The sequence below is a fragment of the Pseudomonas sp. 6D_7.1_Bac1 genome, assembly GCF_025465945.1.
Classification (GTDB): domain Bacteria; phylum Pseudomonadota; class Gammaproteobacteria; order Pseudomonadales; family Pseudomonadaceae; genus Aquipseudomonas.
Map to the genome: position 1 here is coordinate 34528 of NZ_JANLNW010000023.1, position 21583 is coordinate 56110.

A 21583-nucleotide genomic window follows, 5' to 3' on the forward strand; every position below is an offset into this window, starting at 1 on the left:
CAGGAAGCCCGGACTAATAAGATGGCATTGAAATCCCCCGCGTTTCGTAAAAAATTTCCGTTGTTGGTGACCGGCAGTTTGCTGGCCCTGCAACCTCTAGCCACTTCGTTCGTGGTCGCCGCGGAACAGTATGACTGCTCAGTCTCTGCTTCGGGTGCCTGGGACTGCGCGCCGAAAGCCAACGCAGCCCAACTGCCACCGCGCCCTGTGCATGATGCCAGCGCCGTCAGTTCTGGCAACGAGTCGGCGCCAGACAACACTGCCGCTGGCGAAACCGCCGAAAAGCCTATGCTGGTCACCGAAGCCAAGGGCCGCGCCCTGAAGTCGCGCAGTGCCGACTACAGTCACCTCGACTGGGTGCCGCGTGAGAAGCTCACCGCTGCGCAATTGGCCGAAACAGGTCCTTACTGCTCTGGTTCCTATATCGAACCGATTCGTCCTGGCATGAATGACACGACGAATAAAAGTGACGCGCCGACCTTCATTGGTGCCAAAGCTTCCCGCTACCAGCAGGAAGAACAGGTCGCGACCCTCGCCGGTGACGTGGTCATGCGTCAGGGCAGCATGCAGGTCGAGGCCGATGAGGCCAGCCTGTATCAAGCCGAAAACCGTGGCGAGCTGACCGGTAACGTTCGTGTGCGCGACAACGGCGCACTGATCGTCGGCGACCACGCCGAGGTGCAACTCGACACCGGCGAAGCCCAGGTCGATAACGCCGAATACGTGATGCACAAATCCCGTGTCCGCGGTAGCGCGCTGTATGCCAAACGCGCCGAGAACGCGATCATCCGCCTCAAGGATGGTACCTACACCACGTGCGAACCGAACAGCAACGCCTGGCAACTCAAGGGCAACAACATCACCTTGAACCCGGCGACCGGTTTCGGTACCGGGACCAACGTGACGCTGCGGGTCAAGGACATTCCGGTGTTCTACACACCGTATATCTACTTCCCGATCGATAACCGTCGTCAATCCGGTTTCCTGCCGCCAAGCTTCAGCAGCAGCGGCAGCAAAACCGGTTTCATGCTGGTCACACCGTACTACTTCAACCTGGCACCGAACTACGACGCCACGTTGTATCCACGCTATATGAGCAAGCGTGGCCTGTTGATGGAAGGCGAGTTCCGCTACCTGACCGAATCCAGCGAAGGTCAGGTCGGCGCCGCGTATCTCAACGACGAGGACAACGAGCGCAAGCTGCAGTCCGACTACGAAAAAACCCGCTACATGTACAACTGGCAGCACAAGGGCGGGCTTGATTCGCGGGTATTCACTGAAGTCGACTACACCAAGATCAGCGATCCATATTACTTCCAGGATCTGCAAACCGATCAGTTGGGCGTGAAAAGCGTTTCCAACTACGTGAATCAGCAAGGCGCCGTCACATACCGTGGCGACACCTTCCTCGCGCGTCTTAACGTACAGGCCTACCAGCTGGCGTCGGTTTCGAATATCACGCCCTATAATAGTCTGCCGCAGATCACCTTCAATGGTGCCTTGCCGCAGCAGCCAGGCGGGCTGAACTTCTCGTATAACACCGAGCTCGTGCGGTTTGATCGGAACCTGCAAACAGGTAACTACTTCGACGAAACTGGCGGACCGTTTGACGCAAATGGCAACGCTGTAGGCACCCCGCGCCTGGACACCAACGTCAACGGTCTGGCACGTGCCAATGGCGACCGCCTGAATCTGGCACCAACCGTCAGTCTCCCGCTCGACTGGACTTATGGCTTCCTGAAACCATCGCTCAAGTATCAGTACACCCAGTACGATCTTGATCTTGACGGGACCGGCAAGCAGCAGATCATCGCTAACCAAGCAGCTGCAGCTGCAGCTGGCACCAACTACATTGGTGGCACATATGGTCGCAATCAGAGTCGCGGCGTGCCGATCGCCAGCATCGACAGCGGCCTGTACTTCGACCGCAATACTCAATGGTTTGGTAAAAACTACCGTCAAACCCTTGAACCGCGCCTGTACTACCTCTATGTCCCAGAGAAAAACCAGGAAGACATTCCGGTATTCGACTCCGGCGAGTACACCTTCAATTACGCGTCGTTGTTCCGTGACAACCGCTTCGCGGGATCCGACCGCGTCGGCGACGAAAACAAGCTGTCGCTGGGCGTGACCAACCGCTGGATTGAAGACAATGGCTTTGAACGTCAACGCATCAGCGTCGGCCAGGCGCTTTACTTCAAGGATCGCGAAGTCCAGCTGCCGGGCGTTGACCCAAAAACCCGGGCGGACGCGCACTCCAATGTCTCGCCGTACGCACTGGATTACGAATATCGCTGGAACCGCGACTGGCGCACCACGGCCGACTTCAACTGGGACCCGGACAGCCGCAAGACTCGCTCGGGTAGTGCGATGTTCCACTACCAGCCGGAAGACAACCCGAACAAGGTCATCAACGCCGGTTATCGTTATCGCAATGACCAGGTGATCTACAACCAGAACACCGGCCAATGGCAGTTCGGTGGTGACTTAGGCGCCCCTGGCCAACCTGGCTACATAAAGGACTACTACAAGATCGCACAGCACGACTTCTCGGTCATCTGGCCCGTCGTGCCGCAATGGAACGCCATCAGCCGCTGGCAGTACGACTACAACCGCAACCGTACCCTGGAAGCCTTCGGTGGTTTCGAGTACGACAACTGCTGCTGGAAACTGCGCCTGATCAACCGTTACTGGGTGGCCTATGACGAATTCAGTCAAGACGTCTCTCAAAACGAAAAAGGCGACCACGGCATCTTCCTCCAAATTGTTCTGAAGGGTCTCGGCGGCGTTACTGGCGCCAAGGTAGAGAGCTTCCTCGACAAAGGCATTCAAGGTTATCGTCAACGTGAAGACCAAGCTTTCTGATTGTCTGCGCCCGCTGATGCTGGGCGCGCTGTTCCTGGGTACCGCGGCTAACGCCGGGGTACAGTCCATCGACAAAGTGGTGGCCATCGTCGACAACGACGTGGTCATGCAGAGCCAGTTGGACCAACGTGTTCATGAAGTTCAGCAAACCATCGCCAAGCGCGGCGGCGGCACTCCGCCGCCCGGCGTACTGGACCAACAGGTGCTCGAACGCCTGATCGTCGAAAACCTGCAACTGCAGATCGGCGAGCGCTCCGGCATCCGTATTACCGATGAAGAACTGAACCAGGCTGTTGGCACCATTGCACAACGAAACAACATGACCGTGGATCAATTCCGCGCCGCTCTGACTCACGATGGCCTGTCTTACGACGACGCCCGTGACCAGATCCGTCGCGAGATGATCATCAGCCGTGTTCGTCAGCGTCGCGTGGCCGAGCGAATCCAGGTGTCCGAGCAGGAAGTGAAAAACTTCCTCGCCTCGGACCTTGGCAAGATGCAACTCTCCGAAGAGCTGCACCTGGCCAACATCCTGATCGGGACGCCGGAAAGCGCCAACGCTGAAGCGATTCAAAACGCAGCGCGCCAAGCCTCCGAGATTTATCAGCAACTCAAGCAGGGTGCTGACTTCTCTCAACTGGCCATCGCAAAATCTGCCAGCGACAACGCACTGGAAGGCGGCGACATGGGCTGGCGTAAAGCCGCTCAACTGCCACCACCGTTCGACCGTGAGCTGAGCGCCATGTCAGTCGGTGAGATCACTCAACCGGCACGTACGCCGGGCGGCTTCATCATCCTGAAAGTGCTGGAAAAACGCGGTGGCGGTACTCAGATGCGCGATGAAGTGCATGTGCGTCACATCCTGGTCAAACCGAGTCCGATCCGCGACGAAGAAAAAACCAAGGCTCTGGCTCAATCGCTCTACACCCGTATCGAAGCGGGCGAAGACTTTGGCGAGCTTGCGAAAAGCTATTCGGAAGACCCGGGTTCTGCCCTTAACGGCGGCGACCTCAACTGGATCGACCCGAACGCGCTGGTGCCGGAATTCCGCGAAGTGATGGCCAAGACCCCGCAAGGTCAGCTGTCCAAGCCGTTCAAGACTCAATATGGCTGGCACGTTCTGGAAGTCCTTGGCCGCCGCGCCACCGACAGCACCACCCAGGCCCGTGAACAACAGGCGATGACCGTACTGCGTAACCGTAAATACGACGAAGAGCTGCAAACCTGGCTGCGTCAGATCCGTGACGAAGCCTACGTTGAAATCAAGCTCCCTGGCGTCGACCAGGCGGCGAAGTGAACCCCAAGCGTTTTGCGCTGACACCCGGCGAGCCGGCCGGCATAGGTCCTGACCTGTGCCTGCTACTCGCCTCGCAAGCCCAGCCACACCCCCTGATTGCCATTACCAGCCGCGACCTGCTCCTTGAGCGGGCCGCGCAGCTGGGTGTGGTCGTCGATTTGCTGCCGGTCACGCCGGACAGCTGGCCGGACGTTCCTGCGCCGGCCAACAGTCTGTACGTCTGGGATACACCGCTCAGTGCGCCGGTTACCGCCGGGCAACTGGATAAGGCCAATGCCGCCTTCGTCCTGGAAACCCTGACCCGCGCAGGTGCTGGCTGCCTGAACGGGCATTTCGCCGGCATGATCACCGCCCCGGTGCACAAGGGCGTGATCAATGAGTCGGGCATTGCCTTCTCCGGCCATACCGAGTTTCTCGCAGACCTGACCCACACCCCTCAAGTGGTGATGATGCTCGCCACGCACGGCTTGCGGGTCGCGCTGGTCACCACGCACCTGCCGCTGCGGGAGATTGCCGATGCAATCACGCCTGAGCGCCTGGAGCGGGTCACGCGGATTCTGCACGCCGACCTGCAACAAAAATTCGGCATCGCCCAGCCACGCATCCTCGTCTGCGGACTCAACCCGCATGCCGGCGAAGGCGGACACCTGGGACGCGAAGAAATCGACATCATTGAACCAACCCTGGAGCGTCTGCGCGCGGAAGGCATGGACCTGCGTGGTCCCCTGCCCGCCGACACTCTGTTTACCCCCAAATATCTGGAGCACTGCGACGCGGTGCTGGCGATGTACCACGACCAGGGCCTGCCGGTGCTGAAATACAAAGGCTTCGGCGCGGCAGTCAACGTGACCCTCGGCTTGCCGATCATCCGCACCTCAGTCGACCACGGCACCGCCCTGGATTTGGCTGGCAGCGGAAAAATCGACACCGGCAGCCTGCAAGTCGCCCTGGAAACCGCCTACCAGATGGCCGAGACCCGTTTATGACCGAGCATTACCAACACCGGGCGCGCAAGCGTTTCGGCCAGAACTTCCTGCACGATGCCGGCGTTATCGACCGCATCCTGCGCTCCATACACGCCAAAGCAGAAGACCGCCTGCTGGAAATCGGCCCGGGCCAGGGCGCGCTCACCAAAGGCCTGCTCAACAGCGGCGCCCAACTGGACGTGGTTGAACTGGACAAGGACCTGATCCCGATCCTCAACCAGCAATTCGCCGGCAAGAGCAATTTCAACCTGCACCAGGGCGATGCACTGAAGTTCGACTTCAACAGCCTGAATGCCGCACCCAACAGCCTGCGTGTCGTCGGCAACCTGCCGTACAACATCTCGACGCCGCTGATCTTCCACCTGCTGAACAACTCCGGTCTGATCCGCGACATGCACTTCATGCTGCAAAAGGAAGTGGTCGAGCGTCTGGCGGCAGGTCCTGGTGGTGGCGATTGGGGCCGTCTGTCGATCATGGTTCAGTACCACTGCCGGGTCGAACACCTGTTCAACGTCGGCCCCGGTGCGTTCAATCCGCCACCAAAAGTCGACTCGGCGATTGTCCGCCTGGTGCCGCACGCCGTGCTGCCGCATCCGGCCAAAGACCATCGCTTGCTGGAGCGCGTCGTGCGCGAAGCCTTCAATCAGCGCCGCAAGACCCTGCGCAACACCCTCAAGGCCCTGCTCAGCAACGCCGAAATCGAAGCCGCCGGCGTCGATGGCAGCCTGCGCCCGGAACAGCTCGATCTGGCTGCCTTCGTCCGTCTGGCTGACAAGCTCAGCGAACAAGTCGCCGAGCAGCCTGCCGACATCTGACAGGCCAGAAGCGTTATCGGGTAGGACACCAGCCCTCATGTCTGGTTTACTACCCGATACTTGGCCTAGACTGATCTCCATCAGTTACGCCCCGCGTCCCGCTTTGTTTTTAAGGCCTTTTGCATGTCCGATCCTCGTTATCAGGTCGACGTCAGCGTCGTCACCCGCTATCTGGCGGAACAGTCGCAACCCGAGCAAGACCGCTTTGCCTTTGCCTACACCATTACCGTACAGAACAATGGCCTGCTACCGGCCAAGTTGCTCTCGCGACACTGGGTGATTACCGATGGCGACGGGCATGTCGAAGAGGTTCGCGGTGCCGGCGTGGTTGGCCAGCAACCGCTGATCGGCGTCGGTCAGAGCCACACCTACAGCAGCGGCACCGTGATGACCACCCGCGTTGGCAACATGCAGGGGACGTATCAAATGCTCGCCGAAGACGGTAAACATTTCGACGCCATCATCGCGCCATTTCGCCTGGCGGTGCCCGGAGCCCTGCACTGATGGCGACGTACGCCGTCGGCGACCTGCAGGGCTGTCTCGAGCCACTGCAATGCCTGCTCAAGCGGGTAGCCTTCGACCCTGCAAAGGATCATTTGTGGCTGGTTGGCGATCTGGTCAACCGTGGTCCGCAATCGCTGGAAACCCTGCGCTTTCTCTATAGCATCCGCGAATCGCTGGTGTGCGTCCTGGGCAACCACGACCTGCACCTGCTGGCCGTCGGCCACAACATCGAACGCCTGAAGAAAGCCGACACCCTGCGTGAGATCCTCGAAGCGCCGGATTGCAAAGAACTGCTTGAGTGGCTGCGCCAGCAAAAGCTCATGCACTACGACGAACAGCGCGACATTGCACTGGTCCATGCCGGTATACCGCCGCAGTGGTCCCTGCGCAAAGCCTTGAAGTTGGCCGCGGAAGTCGAAGAAGCATTGCGTGACGACAACTGCATCGCGCCCTACCTCGATGGCATGTACGGCAATGAACCGGTGAATTGGGACGGTGATCTCAAAGGCGTAACCCGTCTGCGGGTGATCACCAACTACTTCACCCGCATGCGTTTCTGTACCAGCGACGGCAAGCTTGATCTCAAGAGCAAGGAAGGCCTCGACACCGCGCAACCGGGCTACGCGCCATGGTTTTCACACCAGGAACGCAAGACCCGCGGCCAGAAAATCATTTTCGGCCACTGGGCAGCCCTTGAAGGTAAATGTGACGAACCTGGCCTCTTCGCCCTCGACACCGGTTGCGTCTGGGGCGGCTCGATGACCTTAATGAACGTCGACACCGGCGAGCGCCTGCATTGCAAATGCGATGCACAGGGCCACACCAGGCCGCACGTCACCCCAACCACCTCAGAACTATTGTCGGCCAGCGCCAAGCGCTAGGCTGCGTTTTCAGCCAGGCCACAGGAGCCCGCCATGAGCGAATTCAAACGCATCCCCCCAGAACAGGCCCAAGCCCTGCGCGAACAAGGCGCCGTGGTGGTCGACGTGCGCGACCCACAGACGTTTGCCTTGAACCACATCAGCGGTTCGAAGCACCTCGACAACCACTCCATCTCCGACTTCATCCGCGCTGCCGACCTCGACGCGCCGACTGTAGTGGTCTGCTATCACGGCAATTCCAGCCAGAGCGCTGCGGCCTACCTGATCAGCCAGGGCTTTTCCGACGTCTATAGCATGGATGGCGGTTTCGAGCTGTGGCGTACAACTTATCCTTCAGAAACGGCGCAAGGCACTGCCGAATAATTTTTTTCAGACGCTCAAGCCCATGCCCGCCGTGGGCTGACGAACGGTCAGTCATCACAAACTTGTGCATTGCACCTTTACCTTGCGGATTCCGAACTATCCTTAGCCTCAGGCCATCCAAAACAGGGGAGAGCCGGTACACCGGCGCACGGGTCATCGGGAGTAGCTTTCAGGGTTGATAGCTTTGAAGGTGTTCTGGGGGGTAAAAGGCAGCTGCACTTTCAGTTGCTTACCAGCATCGACTGACTGATCCGACGTCGGCTCCACGTATCGAGCGAGGTGACGTCATGAGTATCTTTAGCCACTTCCAACAACGCTTCGAGTCCACCCGCCAGGAAGAGCTCACTCTGCAGGAGTATCTCGAGCTGTGCAAAAAGGACCGCAGCGCTTACGCGTCCTCCGCCGAGCGTCTACTGCTGGCAATCGGCGAACCCGAACTGCTGGACACCTCGACCAATTCGAGACTGTCGCGCATCTTTTCCAACAAGGTGATCCGTCGATATCCGGCCTTTGAAGACTTCCACGGGATGGAAGAATGCATCGACCAGATCGTCTCCTACTTCCGCCATGCGGCTCAGGGCCTGGAAGAGAAGAAACAGATCCTCTATCTGCTCGGCCCCGTGGGTGGCGGTAAATCGTCCCTGGCCGAGAAGCTCAAGCAACTGATCGAAAAAGTGCCCTTCTACGCCATCAAGGGCTCTCCGGTGTTCGAGTCCCCGCTGGGGCTTTTCAACGCCACGGAAGATGGCGCGATCCTCGAAGAGGATTTCGGCATACCGCGGCGCTACCTCAACACCATCATGTCGCCCTGGGCAACCAAACGCCTGGCCGAATTCGGTGGCGATATCAGCCAGTTCCGGGTGGTCAAACTCTACCCGTCGATCCTCAACCAGATCGCCGTGGCCAAGACCGAACCCGGTGACGAAAACAACCAGGACATTTCGGCGCTGGTGGGTAAAGTCGATATCCGCAAGCTGGAAGAATTCCCGCAGAACGACGCCGATGCCTACAGCTACTCCGGGGCGCTCTGCCGCTCCAACCAGGGTCTGATGGAATTCGTCGAAATGTTCAAGGCGCCGATCAAGGTGCTGCACCCATTACTGACCGCCACCCAGGAAGGCAACTACAACAGTACCGAGGGCCTGGGCGCGATTCCGTTCACCGGGATCCTGCTGGCGCACTCCAACGAATCGGAGTGGCACACCTTCCGCAACAACAAGAACAACGAAGCGTTCATCGACCGGATCTACATCGTCAAAGTGCCGTACTGCCTGCGGGTCAGCGACGAAGTGAAGATCTACGACAAGCTGCTGTTCAACAGCTCCCTGGCCAAGGCTCACTGCGCACCCGACACCCTGAAGATGCTCGCTCAGTTCACCGTGCTCTCGCGCCTCAAAGAGCCGGAAAACTCGAACATCTACTCGAAAATGCGGGTGTATGACGGGGAAAACCTCAAGGACACCGATCCGAAGGCCAAGTCGATCCAGGAATACCGCGACACCGCGGGCGTCGACGAAGGCATGAACGGTCTTTCGACCCGCTTTGCCTTCAAGATCCTGTCGAAAGTCTTCAACTTCGACCCGCACGAGATCGCCGCCAACCCGGTGCATCTGCTGTATGTGCTGGAACAACAGATCGAGCAGGAACAGTTCCAGGCGGAAACCCGCGAGCGCTATCTGCGCTTCCTGAAAGAGTACCTGGCACCGCGCTATATCGAGTTCATCGGCAAGGAGATCCAGACCGCCTACCTGGAGTCTTACAGCGAATACGGGCAAAACATCTTCGACCGCTATGTGCTCTATGCGGACTTCTGGATTCAGGATCAGGAATACCGCGATCCGGAAACCGGCGAGATCCTCAACCGCGTAGCCCTCAACGAAGAGCTGGAGAAAATCGAAAAACCGGCGGGCATCAGCAATCCGAAGGATTTTCGCAACGAAATCGTCAACTTTGTCCTTCGTGCCCGGGCCAACAACAACGGCAAGAATCCAACCTGGCTCAGCTACGAGAAGCTGCGGGTGGTCATCGAGAAGAAAATGTTCTCGAACACCGAGGATCTGCTGCCGGTCATCAGCTTCAACGCCAAGGCCAGCAAAGAAGACCAACAGAAACACAACGACTTCGTTACGCGGATGGTCGAGCGCGGCTACACCGACAAACAGGTACGACTGCTCTCCGAGTGGTACCTGCGAGTCAGGAAATCGCAGTGAAGCAGCGGCAAGCTTCTAGCTATAAGCTGCAAGGGAAAAGCTCTTGAGTCCACGTTGCCGGGATTGATGGGCTTTCGCTTTCGCTTGCAGCTTGAAGCTTACGACTTGAAGCTCCCCGGAGGGGCCCATGAGCTATGTGATCGACCGACGTCTCAATGGCAAGAACAAGAGCACGGTAAACCGCCAGCGGTTTCTGCGGCGTTACCGTGACCACATCAAGAAGGCCGTCGAAGAGGCAGTGAGCCGGCGCTCCATTACCGATATGGAACACGGCGAGCAAATCAGCATTCCCGGCCGCGATATCGATGAGCCAGTGCTTCACCATGGTCGCGGTGGCAAGCAGACCATCGTGCATCCCGGAAACAAGGAGTTCACCAGCGGTGAGCATATTGCTCGTCCGCCGGGAGGTGGTGGTGGCAAAGGCCCTGGCAAGGCCGGCAACTCTGGCGAGGGCATGGACGAATTTGTCTTCCAGATCACCCAGGAAGAGTTTCTCGAGTTCATGTTCGAAGACCTGGAACTGCCGAACCTGGTCAAACGCAACCTGAGCGGCACCGACACCTTCAAAACCGTGCGCGCCGGCATCAGTAATGAAGGCAACCCTTCACGGATCAACATCATCCGTACCCTGCGTTCGGCCCATGCTCGGCGAATCGCACTGTCGGGCAGCAGTCGGGAGAAATTGCGGGTAGCCAAAGAGGAACTGGCACGACTTAAACAGGAGGAACCGGACAACTTCGGCGATATCCAGGAAATCGAGGCAGAAATCGAGCGTTTGAGCGCGCGCATCAATCGTGTCCCATTTCTCGACACCTTCGACCTCAAGTACAACCTGCTGATCAAGCAGCCCAACCCCAGCTCAAAAGCTGTCATGTTCTGCCTGATGGACGTTTCCGGCTCCATGACCCAGGCGACCAAGGACATCGCCAAGCGATTCTTCATCCTGCTGTACCTGTTTCTCAAGCGTAACTACGAGAAGATCGATGTGGTGTTCATCCGTCACCACACCAGCGCCCGGGAAGTCGACGAGGAAGAGTTCTTTTACTCTCGTGAAACCGGCGGCACCATCGTCTCCAGTGCCCTGAAACTGATGCAGGAAATCATGGCCGAGCGTTATCCGAGCAACGACTGGAATATTTACGCCGCGCAGGCTTCCGACGGCGATAACTGGAACGATGACTCGCCGATCTGCCGCGACATCCTGATCAACCAGATCATGCCGTTCGTGCAGTACTACACTTATGTGGAGATTACCCCTCGCGAACACCAGGCCTTGTGGTACGAATACGAGCGTATCAGCGAAGCCTTTTCCGACACGTTCGCCCAGCAGCAGCTGGTTTCGGCCGGGGATATCTATCCGGTCTTCCGTGAACTCTTCCAGCGCAGGTTAGTGACATGACCGCCAAAGAGCAGAAGCGCCAACCTATATCTACTGGCTCGGAATGGACGTTCGAGCTGATCCAGGCCTACGACCGAGAAATCAGCCGTATTGCGGCCCGCTACGCGCTGGATACCTACCCCAACCAGATCGAGGTGATTACCGCCGAGCAGATGATGGACGCCTACGCTTCCGTCGGCATGCCGCTGGGCTATCACCATTGGTCCTATGGCAAGCACTTCCTCAGCACCGAGAAGTCCTACAGCCGCGGTCAGATGGGGCTGGCCTACGAAATCGTGATCAACTCGGACCCCTGCATCGCCTACCTGATGGAAGAAAACACCATCTGCATGCAGGCACTGGTAGTGGCGCACGCCTGCTACGGCCACAACAGCTTTTTCAAAGGCAATTACCTGTTCCGCACCTGGACCGACGCCAGCTCGATCATCGATTACCTGGTGTTTGCCAAGCAGTACATCATGCAATGCGAAGAGCGCCACGGCATCGACGCCGTGGAAGACCTGCTGGACTCCTGCCACGCCCTGATGAACTACGGCGTCGACCGCTACAAACGCCCTTACCCGATTTCCGCGGAAGAAGAACGGCGCCGGCAAAAGGATCGCGAAGAACACCTGCAAAAGCAGATCAACGACCTGTGGCGCACCATCCCCAAAGGTGCAGACAAGTACAACGAGAAGGACAACGCACGTTTTCCGGCAGAACCGCAGGAGAACATTCTCTACTTCATCGAAAAACACGCCCCGCTGCTGGAGCCATGGCAACGGGAAGTCGTGCGGATCGTGCGCAAGATCGCACAGTACTTTTACCCACAGCGTCAGACTCAGGTCATGAACGAGGGTTGGGCGACGTTCTGGCATTACACCCTGATGAACGACCTGTACGACGAGGGCCTGGTGACCGAAGGTTTCATGATCGAGTTTCTGGCCTCCCACACCAGCGTGGTCTTCCAGCCTGGGTTCGACAGCCCTTACTACAACGGTATCAACCCCTATACCCTGGGTTTTTCCATGTACCGCGACATTCGCCGCATGTGCGAAGCACCCACTGAAGAGGATTACCGCTGGTTCCCGGAAATCGCCGGGACCGACTGGTTGTCGACCATCAAGTTCGCCATGAGCAGCTTCAAGGACGAAAGCTTCATCCTACAGTACCTGTCACCCAAAGTGATTCGTGACCTGAAACTGTTCAGCATTCTCGATGACGACCAGAAGGACGACCTGCTGGTGCCAGCCATTCATGACGAGGAAGGTTATCGAACCATTCGTGAAACCCTGGCAGCGCAGTACAACCTGGGTAACCGCGAGCCGAACATACAGATCTACAGCATCGACCGCCGTGGCGACCGCTCGCTGACGCTTCGTCACCAGCAACACGACCGCAAACCACTCGGGGACTCCACCGAGGAAGTGCTGAAGCACCTGCACCGCCTCTGGGGCTTCGATATTCACCTGGAAACGCTGCAAGGCGACCAGATAATGAAAACCCATCATGTCCCGCCCAGAGGCGAGCATAGCGAAGGCGAATACGGTCGACTGGACCTGGCCGTCATTCATCTTTGATGCCACCCGAACCTCCGGAAGTTCGACGCAAAGGTTATCCTGTCGAGCTAACGGAGGTTTTTTATGCAGATTTATAAAGTCGGCGGCGCGGTCCGTGATCGCCTGCTCGGCAAGCCTGTTACCGATATCGACTGGGTGGTGGTGGGCGCCAGTACCGAAGAAATGCTCGCCAAGGGCTATCGCCCGGTAGGCGCCGACTTTCCGGTGTTCCTGCACCCCAAGAGCGGTGAGGAATACGCGCTTGCCCGCACCGAACGCAAAAGCGGACGCGGCTACGGCGGCTTCACCTTCCACGCCAGCCCCGAAGTCACCCTGGAAGAAGACCTGATTCGTCGCGACCTGACAATCAATGCCATGGCCGAAGACGATCACGGTCAATTGACCGATCCGTATCACGGCCAGCGCGATCTTGAGGCACGCTTGCTTCGCCACGTTTCCCCCGCGTTCGCCGAAGATCCACTCCGAGTCCTGCGCGTTGCCCGTTTCGCCGCGCGCTATGCCGGACTCGGCTTCACGGTAGCCCCAGAGACCCTGGAACTGATGCGTCAGCTCAGTGAATCAGGTGAGCTTGAGGCTCTGACCGCAGAACGCAGCTGGAAAGAAATATCCCGCGCCTTGATGGAAGATCAGCCACAAGTATTCATCCAGGTCCTGCGCGATTGCGGCGCCCTGAAGGTCTTGATCCCCGAGATTGACGCGCTGTTCGGCGTGCCACAGCCCGAAGTCCACCACCCGGAAATCGACAGCGGCGTGCACACCCTGAGCGTTCTTGAACAAACTGCCTTGCACAAACAGCCGCTAACCGTGCGCTGGGCCTGCTTGCTGCACGATCTGGGCAAAGGCCTGACACCCGAGAGCCAGTGGCCCAAGCACATCGCCCACGAGCACAAGGGCCTGAAGCTGATCAAAGCGGTCAACGAACGCTTCAAGGCCCCGCGCGACTGCCAGGAGCTGGCACTACTCGTGGGCGAGTACCACACCCATGGTCATCGCGCACTGGAGCTGAAACCGTCGACATTGCTGGAGTTGCTGCAAAGCTTCGACGTTTACCGACGGCCACAGCGCTTCGAAGAGTTCATCAAAGCCTGCGAAATGGACGCACGGGGCCGCAAAGGCCTCGAGCAGAGAAGTTATCCACAAGCGGACTACTTGCGAGGCGCGGCAACAGCCGCACGCACCGTGGCGGTTCAACCATTGCTGGAGCAGGGGTTCAAAGGCCCTGAGCTGGGCGAAGCGCTCAAGCGCGAACGGCTCAAGGCGCTGAAGTCGTACAAGGCACAAACCCTTACGTAGAAACGCCCCCTACAGCATCGCTGTAGGGGTCAATTGCTCGCCACGCCACTCGAACGCCACCGGTGCCAGGACCTGATCGATCTGCGCTTCGCTCCACAGTGTCGCAAAGCTTTTACCTACGCCTGGGTGCAGTCTATCCGGCGCAATCAGCGACAACGGCCACAGCACAAAGGCATTTTTCAGGATTTCCGCTCGCGGCAGGATCAATCCGTCGAAATTGCCCACCAGATCGCCATACAGCAGCACGTCGATATCCAACGGCAAGCCTTTGCGATCGGGAGCATAACGACCGTTGTCGGCTTCGATAAACTTCAACCGACGGTCCAGTTCCATCAACGGTAGGTCGGTAAACGCCGACACCACAAAATTGAAAAACGGCCCGCTCTTGATCCCGACCGGCTGGCTTTCGAACACCGCCGAGCAGCGCATATCCACCAGAAAACCGGCAAGCGCCTCCAATCCCGCTTGCAGATGAGCTTCGCGCTCGACATTGCTGCCGAGCCCAAGAAATACCTGAGTTAGCGACATCCGCGCTCGATCTCCACGCCCACGCCCGTTGCAGCCGGGATAGCCCCCGGTTTGGTCAGCTTGAGGCGCAGCCAGGTAATCTTGAATTCGCTCATCAAGACTTCCGCCAGACGCTCGGCAAAAGTTTCAACCAACTGGTACTGCGCCTGCTCGGCAAACGCTTGAATACGTGCCGTCACGCTGGCGTAGTCGAGCGCCAGGGTCAGGTCATCACCGGCCGCTGCCGGGCGATTGTCCCAGGCGAAGCTCAGATCAAGACGCAGGCACTGACGGATGCCACGCTCCCAGTCGTAGGCACCGATCACCGTGTCGACTTCCAGGCCCTCGATAAACACTCTGTCCAAGCACTCTTCTCCGCAGCACGACAAGGGCGCAATGCGCCGTTAGAATCAGGGCGTCCTCGCCCGGAATAGTTAGCATGTTTTGGTTACTGGCGATCCTCGCCTACCTGCTTGGCTCTCTGTCCTTTGCCATTTTGCTCAGCCGCCTGACCGGAAACCCCGATCCGCGAATGAGTGGCTCGGGCAATGCCGGCGCCACCAACATGTTACGCCTGGCCGGTAAAAAACTCGCGGTCCTGACCTTGTTCGGCGACCTCTGCAAAGGCCTGCTACCCGTGTTGATCGCAGGGCTTGCAGGCCTCTCGGTACAGCAACAGGCCTGGATCGGCGTCTATGCTGTCATCGGCCATCTGTTTCCGCTGTACTTCCGCTTTCGCGGCGGCAAAGGTGTTGCAACGGCCGCCGGCATGCTGCTGGGGCTTTATCCTCCGGCAGCGCTTCTGGCTCTTGGCGCCTGGCTACTGACCTTCTACCTCACCCGCACCAGCTCGCTGGCCGCCCTGATCGCCACACCCCTGACCCTGCCACTGCTGGCCTGGCAAGAACCGGGAGCACTGCTGCCCATGAGCGCGCTGACGGCGCTGATCGTCTGGCGCCATCGCGGCAATCTACGCGACCTGTTTGCCGGGCGCGAACGGCATTTTTAAATATTGCCGATGAATGCAACTCAGGTTCATCGACCTTTACAGCGGCGACAACTGCTCCATCGGCCAGCGCGCCTGCACGCTGATCGCCAGGCTTTCCTGCTGACCGGCCTGTAGCCGCTGACATCCGGCAAAAGCGATCATCGCGCCGTTATCGGTGCAGAACTCCGGCCGTGCGTAGTAAACGTCGCCCTTCATGTCGCCGAGCATTTTCTCCAGGGAAGCGCGCAATGCCTTGTTGGCACTGACGCCACCCGCGATCACCAGACGCTTGAGACCCGCCTGCTTAAGGGCGCGCTTGCACTTGATGGTCAAAGTCTCCACCACCGCCTGCTGGAAGGCCAGCGAGATGTCGCTGCGGGTTTGCTCGCCGTCGTCCCCGGCGCTGACGCGCTGCTGCCAGGTGTTCAAGGCAAAGGTTTTCAAGCCGCTGAAGCTGAAATCCAGACCCGGCCGATCACACATCGGACGCGGGAAGACGAAACGTCCGGCAACGCCCTGCGCAGCCAGTCGTGCGATTTCCGGACCGCCAGGGTAATTGAGCCCCATCATCTTCGCGGTCTTGTCGAACGCCTCACCGGCAGCGTCATCGAGCGTCTCGCCCAATAACTCGTATTGGCCGATTCCATCGACCCGAACCAACTGCGTATGACCACCGGACACCAACAAAGCGACGAACGGGAATTCGGGCGGTTGCGGCTCCAGCATCGGTGCCAGCAAGTGGCCTTCCATGTGGTGCACACCCAAGGCCGGAATGCCCCAGGCAAACGCCAGCGCCTGCGCGCAGGAAGCCCCCACCAGCAAGGCACCCACCAGGCCAGGACCCGCGGTATAGGCGATCGCATCGATCTCGGTCGGTACGCAGTCAGCTTCGGCCAACACCTGACGAATCAAGGGCAGCATGCGTTTGACATGGTCACGCGAGGCCAGCTCCGGCACCACGCCACCATAGGCGCGATGCAGGTCGATCTGACTGAACAGCGCGTCGGCCAGCAGACCTCTTTCACTGTCGTAAAGTGCGACGCCGGTTTCGTCGCAGGAGGTTTCTAATCCCAGTACTAGCATGGGTTTGCGCCTTGTTTAGGCTAAATTCGAAGGCGCGCATAATAGTCGCCATGCGATGCCCCGACTAGCGGTTTTCGATCAGAGGCTTTGCATTCCGAGCGATGAGGAGTTAACATCCGCAACCCTTAAAAACCGACGTCTTCAAGTGCACTTTTGCCGCGAGGATGTTGACCCCGGTAATGAATGAAGGTAGCTCTGGATGCCAGCCGTCAAAGTAAAAGAGAACGAACCCTTCGACGTAGCTCTGCGTCGTTTCAAGCGCTCCTGCGAAAAAGCCGGTGTACTGGCTGAAGTTCGTAGCCGCGAATTCTACGAGAAGCCAACTTCTGAGCGTAAGCGTAAAGCAGCAGCCGCTGTTAAGCGTCACGCCAAGAAAGTTCAGCGCGAACAGCGCCGCGCCGTTCGTCTGTACTAATACACAGACGTTCGTAGCAAGCTTCTGCCAAGCCCGGCCCTCAGCCGGGCTTATGGCATTTGCGGATATCGCTTGATGCTTCACCGTCAAAGCCGCAGACGCGACCGAGACAAATCTGCTTCACACGTCAGACCTGGCTCTTTTGCCAGCGGTGCACGTCTCTTCTGACGAGCCTTCCAAGGCTACTGACGAGCACACCTATTACTGATTCCTCTCACGACGATCAGCCCAAGGCACGATATTGCGTGCCCACTTATGAGCTATCCGAGGCCTTTCATTGGCCATTGCGGACTCAGCGCAATACTTTCAAACAGTCGAATACCGATGAGCACTCACGTCAGCGGATTTTCGGCAGATACACTTCCCGACAGCGAATACGCAGACGATACCTGGTCGAGCCGCACATCTGCCGCGCCTCAAAACAATGACCAGCATCAGGCCGCCCTTCGCGCGGGTTAAATTTTCAGCGCAGTGATGACGAGAACGCCATGGCCGGGCTAATTCCCCAGAGCTTTATTGACGACCTTCTGAACCGCACCGACATCGTCGATGTGGTCAGCTCGCGCCTGCAAATGAAAAAAGCCGGCAAGAACTACACCGCCTGCTGCCCATTTCACAAAGAAAAAACCCCCTCCTTCAGCGTCAGCCCGGACAAACAGTTCTATTACTGCTTTGGCTGCGGCGCTGGCGGCAATGCCCTCGGCTTTATCATGGACCACGACAACCTGGATTTCCCCCAGGCCGTCGAAGAACTGGCCAAAGCCGCCGGCATGGAAATACCTCGCGAGGAAAGCGGTCGCCCGCACAAACCGCGACAACCGACCGACTCGCCGCTTTACCCACTGCTGACCGCCGCTGCTGACTTTTACCGCCAGGCGCTGAAAAGCCATCCGGCGCGCAAAGCGGCTGTCGACTACTTGAAGGGTCGCGGCCTGACCGGTGAGATCGCTCGCGATTTCGGTCTCGGCTTCGCGCCACCGGGCTGGGACAATCTGTTCAAGCACCTGAGCAGCGACACCCTGCAACAAAAAGCCATGATCGACGCCGGCCTGCTGATCGAGAACGCCGAAACCGGCAAACGCTACGATCGCTTTCGCGACCGCGTGATGTTCCCGATTCGCGACAGTCGCGGGCGCATCATCGCGTTTGGTGGCCGAGTACTGGGCGACGACAAACCGAAATACCTGAACTCGCCGGAAACCCCGGTCTTTCATAAAGGCCAGGAACTCTATGGCTTGTATGAAGCGCGCAAGAACAACCGCAATCTCGACGAGATCATCGTCGTCGAAGGCTACATGGACGTCATCGCCCTGGCCCAGCAAGGCTTGCGCAATGCCGTCGCCACGCTCGGCACCGCCACCAGCGAAGAACACCTGAAACGACTGTTTCGCGTCGTGCCCAACGTGCTGTTTTGTTTCGACGGCGACCAGGCCGGCCGTAACGCCGCCTGGCGCGCCCTGGAATCAACGCTTTCGAGCCTGCAAGACGGACGGCGTGCGCGCTTCCTGTTCCTGCCCGAAGGCGAAGACCCGGACACACTGGTCCGCTCCGAAGGCACCGACGCCTTCCGCGCACGGATCAATCAGCACGCCCAGCCATTGGCAGATTATTTCTTCCAGCAACTGACCGAGGAATCCGACCCGCGCTCGCTCGAGGGCAAGGCCCACATGGCCACCCTCGCCGCACCGTTGATCGACAAAGTACCGGGTGCCAATCTGCGTACCCTGATGCGCCAGCGCCTGACCGAAATTACCGGCCTCAACAGCGAAGCCGTCAGTCAGTTGGTGCACAGCGCCCCGCAGGACGCGCCGCCCGCCTACGATCCAGGCATCGATTACGACGCCATGCCGGACTATTCCGACTACCACCAACCGCAGGAGGCCTACACGCCCCAGCAAGAGTGGACACCGAAAAAACCCGGCAGCGGCGGCAAGAAGTGGGATAACAAACCCTGGGACAAGAAAGGCAAACGTGGCGGTGATCGCGACCAACCTCGCGCCCCACGCATCCCGGCCGCGGTCGAGCCGCCAACACTGGCGGCCCTGCGTACCCTGCTGCATCACCCGCAACTGGCCGAAAAAGTTGAAGACGCCGGGCACTTCGCCGCCGAGGACCACTCCAACACGCAATTGCTGGTGGCACTGCTCGAAGCCGTACAGAAGAATCCTAAGCTAAACTCATTTCAGTTGATTGCACGTTGGCATGGCACGGAACAAGGGCGCCTGCTCAAGGCATTGGCGGAAAAGGAGTGGCTGATTGAGGGAGATAACCTTGAACAACAGTTTTTCGACACCATTACTAGCTTGTCAGCCCGCCAACGCGAGCGAAATCTGGAACAACTTCTCAGGAAAGCACGTCAAAGCGAATTGAGTAGCGACGAGAAAAACCAACTGCGCGACCTCCTGAGTCGCAATGTTTCCGCATCAAACCCGACCTCAAGTGGCGCGTGAGGTCATAGCTAAGGTATAATCCTCGGCTTGTTTTTTGCCCGCCAAGACCTTCAGTGGATAGGGTGTTATGTCCGGAAAAGCGCAACAGCAGTCTCGTATCAAAGAGTTGATCACCCTTGGTCGTGAGCAGAAGTATCTGACTTACGCAGAGGTCAACGACCACCTGCCGGAGGATATTTCAGATCCGGAACAGGTGGAAGACATCATCCGCATGATTAATGACATGGGGATCCCCGTACACGAGAGTGCTCCGGATGCGGACGCCCTTATGCTGGCCGACGCCGATACCGACGAGGCTGCCGCGGAAGAAGCGGCTGCAGCGTTGGCAGCGGTTGAGACCGACATTGGTCGCACTACCGACCCTGTGCGCATGTACATGCGTGAAATGGGTACGGTAGAACTCCTCACACGTGAAGGCGAAATTGAAATCGCCAAACGTATTGAAGAGGGTATCCGTGAAGTGATGGGCGCAATTGCGCACTTCCCTGGCACGGTTGACCACATTCTCTCCGAGTACACTCGCGTCACCACCGAAGGTGGCCGCCTGTCCGACGTCCTGAGCGGTTATATCGACCCGGACGACGGCATTGCGCCGCCTGCTGCAGAAGTACCGCCGCCTGTCGACCCGAAAGCCGTGAAAGCGGACGACGATGCCGAAGACGACGACGCTGAAGCCAGTGACGACGAAGAAGAAGCCGAAAGCGGTCCGGATCCGGTCATCGCAGCACAGCGTTTTGGCGCTGTGGCCGATCAGATGGAAATCACCCGCAAGGCGCTGAAAAAGCACGGTCGCGAAAACAAGCAGGCGATTGCCGAGATGTTGGCGCTGGCTGAGCTGTTCATGCCGATCAAACTGGTTCCGAAGCAATTCGAAGGCCTGGTTGAGCGTGTTCGTAGCGCCCTGGATCGTCTGCGTCAGCAAGAGCGCGCGATCATGCAGCTTTGCGTTCGTGATGCACGCATGCCGCGTGCCGACTTCCTGCGCCAGTTCCCGGGCAACGAAGTTGACGAAAGCTGGACCGAAGCATTGGCCAAAGGCAAAAGCAAATACGCTGAAGCCATTGGTCGCCTGCAGGCCGACATCGTTCGTTGCCAGCAGAAGCTGACCGCACTTGAAGCCGAAACCGGCTTGAAGATTGCCGAGATCAAGGACATCAACCGTCGCATGTCGATCGGTGAGGCCAAGGCCCGCCGCGCGAAGAAAGAGATGGTCGAAGCGAACTTGCGTCTGGTGATCTCCATCGCCAAGAAGTACACCAACCGTGGCCTGCAATTCCTCGATCTGATCCAGGAAGGCAACATTGGTTTGATGAAAGCGGTAGACAAGTTTGAATACCGCCGCGGCTACAAATTCTCGACTTATGCCACCTGGTGGATCCGTCAGGCGATCACTCGCTCGATCGCCGACCAGGCCCGCACCATCCGTATTCCGGTGCACATGATCGAGACGATCAACAAGCTCAACCGTATTTCCCGCCAGATGCTGCAGGAAATGGGTCGCGAACCGACCCCGGAAGAGCTGGGTGAACGCATGGAAATGCCTGAGGACAAAATCCGCAAGGTATTGAAGATCGCTAAAGAGCCGATCTCCATGGAAACCCCGATCGGTGATGACGAAGACTCCCATCTGGGTGACTTCATCGAAGACTCGACCATGCAGTCGCCAATCGATGTTGCTACCGTTGAGAGCCTTAAAGAAGCGACTCGCGAAGTTCTCTCCGGCCTCACTGCCCGTGAAGCCAAGGTTCTGCGCATGCGCTTCGGTATCGACATGAATACCGACCACACCCTTGAGGAAGTTGGTAAGCAGTTCGACGTTACCCGTGAGCGGATTCGCCAGATCGAAGCCAAGGCGTTGCGCAAGCTGCGCCACCCGACGAGAAGCGAGCATTTGCGCTCCTTCCTCGACGAGTGATCACAAAACCCCCGGCCCTGCCGGGGGTTTTGCTTTCTGTAGATTAAATCCCC

The 21583-nt window shown here is 58.5% G+C and carries 18 protein-coding genes; 15 read left to right on the top strand and 3 right to left on the bottom strand.

Going from position 1 to position 21583, the window contains the following annotated elements:
* The first annotated feature begins 21 nt into the window (after nt 1-21).
* From NTD87_RS07035 to NTD87_RS07085, 11 genes are all read left to right on the top strand, one after another.
* Nucleotides 22-2865: an LPS-assembly protein LptD gene (locus NTD87_RS07035; RefSeq protein WP_262112847.1), complete on the top strand. Its 2844-nt coding sequence runs from the start codon at nt 22-24 to the stop codon at nt 2863-2865.
* Nucleotides 2846-4162 (top strand): peptidylprolyl isomerase, encoded by a 1317-nt coding sequence (locus NTD87_RS07040; protein ID WP_262112848.1) that lies wholly within the window; start codon nt 2846-2848, stop codon nt 4160-4162. The genes NTD87_RS07035 and NTD87_RS07040 overlap by 20 nt, the downstream gene beginning before the upstream one ends.
* The gene (gene pdxA / locus NTD87_RS07045; protein ID WP_262112850.1) at nt 4159-5148 is read left to right on the top strand and encodes a 4-hydroxythreonine-4-phosphate dehydrogenase PdxA; all 990 of its coding nucleotides are present in this window, start codon (nt 4159-4161) and stop codon (nt 5146-5148) included. The genes NTD87_RS07040 and pdxA overlap by 4 nt, the downstream gene beginning before the upstream one ends.
* Nucleotides 5145-5963 (top strand): 16S rRNA (adenine(1518)-N(6)/adenine(1519)-N(6))-dimethyltransferase RsmA, encoded by an 819-nt coding sequence (gene rsmA, locus NTD87_RS07050; RefSeq protein WP_262112852.1) that lies wholly within the window; start codon nt 5145-5147, stop codon nt 5961-5963. The genes pdxA and rsmA overlap by 4 nt, the downstream gene beginning before the upstream one ends.
* A 123-nt stretch (nt 5964-6086) precedes the next feature.
* The gene (gene apaG, locus NTD87_RS07055) at nt 6087-6467 is read left to right on the top strand and encodes a Co2+/Mg2+ efflux protein ApaG (protein ID WP_262112854.1); all 381 of its coding nucleotides are present in this window, start codon (nt 6087-6089) and stop codon (nt 6465-6467) included.
* Entirely contained in the window at nt 6467-7348 is an 882-nt protein-coding gene (locus NTD87_RS07060) for a symmetrical bis(5'-nucleosyl)-tetraphosphatase (RefSeq protein WP_262112855.1), read from the top strand. Before apaG ends, NTD87_RS07060 begins: the two co-directional genes overlap by 1 nt.
* A 33-nt stretch (nt 7349-7381) precedes the next feature.
* Nucleotides 7382-7711 carry a thiosulfate sulfurtransferase GlpE gene (glpE, locus tag NTD87_RS07065; RefSeq protein WP_262112857.1) on the top strand — a complete coding sequence of 110 codons (330 nt, stop codon included), beginning with the start codon at nt 7382-7384 and terminating at the stop codon, nt 7709-7711.
* A gap of 287 nt (nt 7712-7998) precedes the next feature.
* A complete protein-coding gene (locus NTD87_RS07070) occupies nt 7999-9921 on the top strand; it encodes a PrkA family serine protein kinase (RefSeq protein WP_145014440.1) in 1923 nt (640 codons plus the stop codon).
* Between the two features lie 127 nt (nt 9922-10048).
* Nucleotides 10049-11320 carry a YeaH/YhbH family protein gene (locus NTD87_RS07075; protein WP_262112858.1) on the top strand — a complete coding sequence of 424 codons (1272 nt, stop codon included), beginning with the start codon at nt 10049-10051 and terminating at the stop codon, nt 11318-11320.
* Complete coding sequence (locus NTD87_RS07080) at nt 11317-12879, top strand: SpoVR family protein (RefSeq protein ID WP_262112859.1); 1563 nt, start codon at nt 11317-11319, stop codon at nt 12877-12879. The genes NTD87_RS07075 and NTD87_RS07080 overlap by 4 nt, the downstream gene beginning before the upstream one ends.
* Before the next feature lie 63 nt (nt 12880-12942).
* A complete protein-coding gene (locus NTD87_RS07085; RefSeq protein ID WP_262112861.1) occupies nt 12943-14172 on the top strand; it encodes a multifunctional CCA addition/repair protein in 1230 nt (409 codons plus the stop codon).
* A 9-nt stretch (nt 14173-14181) separates the two neighbouring features.
* Here the strand turns inward: NTD87_RS07085 and folK are convergent, their stop codons facing one another.
* Nucleotides 14182-14700, bottom strand: coding sequence for a 2-amino-4-hydroxy-6-hydroxymethyldihydropteridine diphosphokinase (gene folK, locus NTD87_RS07090; protein WP_262112862.1), 519 nt, complete (start codon nt 14698-14700; stop codon nt 14182-14184).
* Entirely contained in the window at nt 14691-15044 is a 354-nt protein-coding gene (gene folB, locus NTD87_RS07095) for a dihydroneopterin aldolase (RefSeq protein WP_123424087.1), read from the bottom strand. Before folB ends, folK begins: the two co-directional genes overlap by 10 nt.
* A 74-nt stretch (nt 15045-15118) precedes the next feature.
* On the opposite strand from folB, the gene plsY reads away from it, so the two are divergent.
* Nucleotides 15119-15688, top strand: coding sequence for a glycerol-3-phosphate 1-O-acyltransferase PlsY (plsY, locus tag NTD87_RS07100; RefSeq protein ID WP_262112865.1), 570 nt, complete (start codon nt 15119-15121; stop codon nt 15686-15688).
* Between the two features lie 36 nt (nt 15689-15724).
* Here plsY and tsaD read toward each other — a convergent pair whose 3' ends face one another.
* Entirely contained in the window at nt 15725-16750 is a 1026-nt protein-coding gene (tsaD, locus tag NTD87_RS07105; RefSeq protein WP_262112867.1) for a tRNA (adenosine(37)-N6)-threonylcarbamoyltransferase complex transferase subunit TsaD, read from the bottom strand.
* A 199-nt stretch (nt 16751-16949) separates the two neighbouring features.
* On the opposite strand from tsaD, the gene rpsU reads away from it, so the two are divergent.
* The 3 genes from rpsU (at nt 16950) to rpoD (ending at nt 21530) form a co-directional block, all read left to right on the top strand.
* Nucleotides 16950-17165 carry a 30S ribosomal protein S21 gene (gene rpsU / locus NTD87_RS07110; RefSeq protein ID WP_002551877.1) on the top strand — a complete coding sequence of 72 codons (216 nt, stop codon included), beginning with the start codon at nt 16950-16952 and terminating at the stop codon, nt 17163-17165.
* A gap of 488 nt (nt 17166-17653) precedes the next feature.
* On the top strand, nt 17654-19615 hold the full coding sequence (gene dnaG, locus NTD87_RS07115; RefSeq protein WP_262112868.1) for a DNA primase: 1962 nt from the start codon (nt 17654-17656) through the stop codon (nt 19613-19615).
* A gap of 67 nt (nt 19616-19682) precedes the next feature.
* Nucleotides 19683-21530: an RNA polymerase sigma factor RpoD gene (gene rpoD, locus NTD87_RS07120; RefSeq protein WP_262112869.1), complete on the top strand. Its 1848-nt coding sequence runs from the start codon at nt 19683-19685 to the stop codon at nt 21528-21530.
* Nucleotides 21531-21583 lie beyond the last annotated feature (53 nt).

Coding starts and splice junctions, on each gene's coding strand:
- NTD87_RS07035 (WP_262112847.1), top strand. CDS start 22: ATGGCATTGAAATCCCCCGCGTTTCGTAAAAAATTTCCGTTGTTGGTG.
- rsmA (WP_262112852.1), top strand. CDS start 5,145: ATGACCGAGCATTACCAACACCGGGCGCGCAAGCGTTTCGGCCAGAAC.
- apaG (WP_262112854.1), top strand. CDS start 6,087: ATGTCCGATCCTCGTTATCAGGTCGACGTCAGCGTCGTCACCCGCTAT.
- NTD87_RS07060 (WP_262112855.1), top strand. CDS start 6,467: ATGGCGACGTACGCCGTCGGCGACCTGCAGGGCTGTCTCGAGCCACTG.
- glpE (WP_262112857.1), top strand. CDS start 7,382: ATGAGCGAATTCAAACGCATCCCCCCAGAACAGGCCCAAGCCCTGCGC.
- NTD87_RS07070 (WP_145014440.1), top strand. CDS start 7,999: ATGAGTATCTTTAGCCACTTCCAACAACGCTTCGAGTCCACCCGCCAG.
- NTD87_RS07075 (WP_262112858.1), top strand. CDS start 10,049: ATGAGCTATGTGATCGACCGACGTCTCAATGGCAAGAACAAGAGCACG.
- NTD87_RS07080 (WP_262112859.1), top strand. CDS start 11,317: ATGACCGCCAAAGAGCAGAAGCGCCAACCTATATCTACTGGCTCGGAA.
- NTD87_RS07085 (WP_262112861.1), top strand. CDS start 12,943: ATGCAGATTTATAAAGTCGGCGGCGCGGTCCGTGATCGCCTGCTCGGC.
- folK (WP_262112862.1), bottom strand. CDS start 14,700: ATGTCGCTAACTCAGGTATTTCTTGGGCTCGGCAGCAATGTCGAGCGC.
- plsY (WP_262112865.1), top strand. CDS start 15,119: ATGTTTTGGTTACTGGCGATCCTCGCCTACCTGCTTGGCTCTCTGTCC.
- tsaD (WP_262112867.1), bottom strand. CDS start 16,750: ATGCTAGTACTGGGATTAGAAACCTCCTGCGACGAAACCGGCGTCGCA.
- rpsU (WP_002551877.1), top strand. CDS start 16,950: ATGCCAGCCGTCAAAGTAAAAGAGAACGAACCCTTCGACGTAGCTCTG.
- dnaG (WP_262112868.1), top strand. CDS start 17,654: ATGGCCGGGCTAATTCCCCAGAGCTTTATTGACGACCTTCTGAACCGC.
- rpoD (WP_262112869.1), top strand. CDS start 19,683: ATGTCCGGAAAAGCGCAACAGCAGTCTCGTATCAAAGAGTTGATCACC.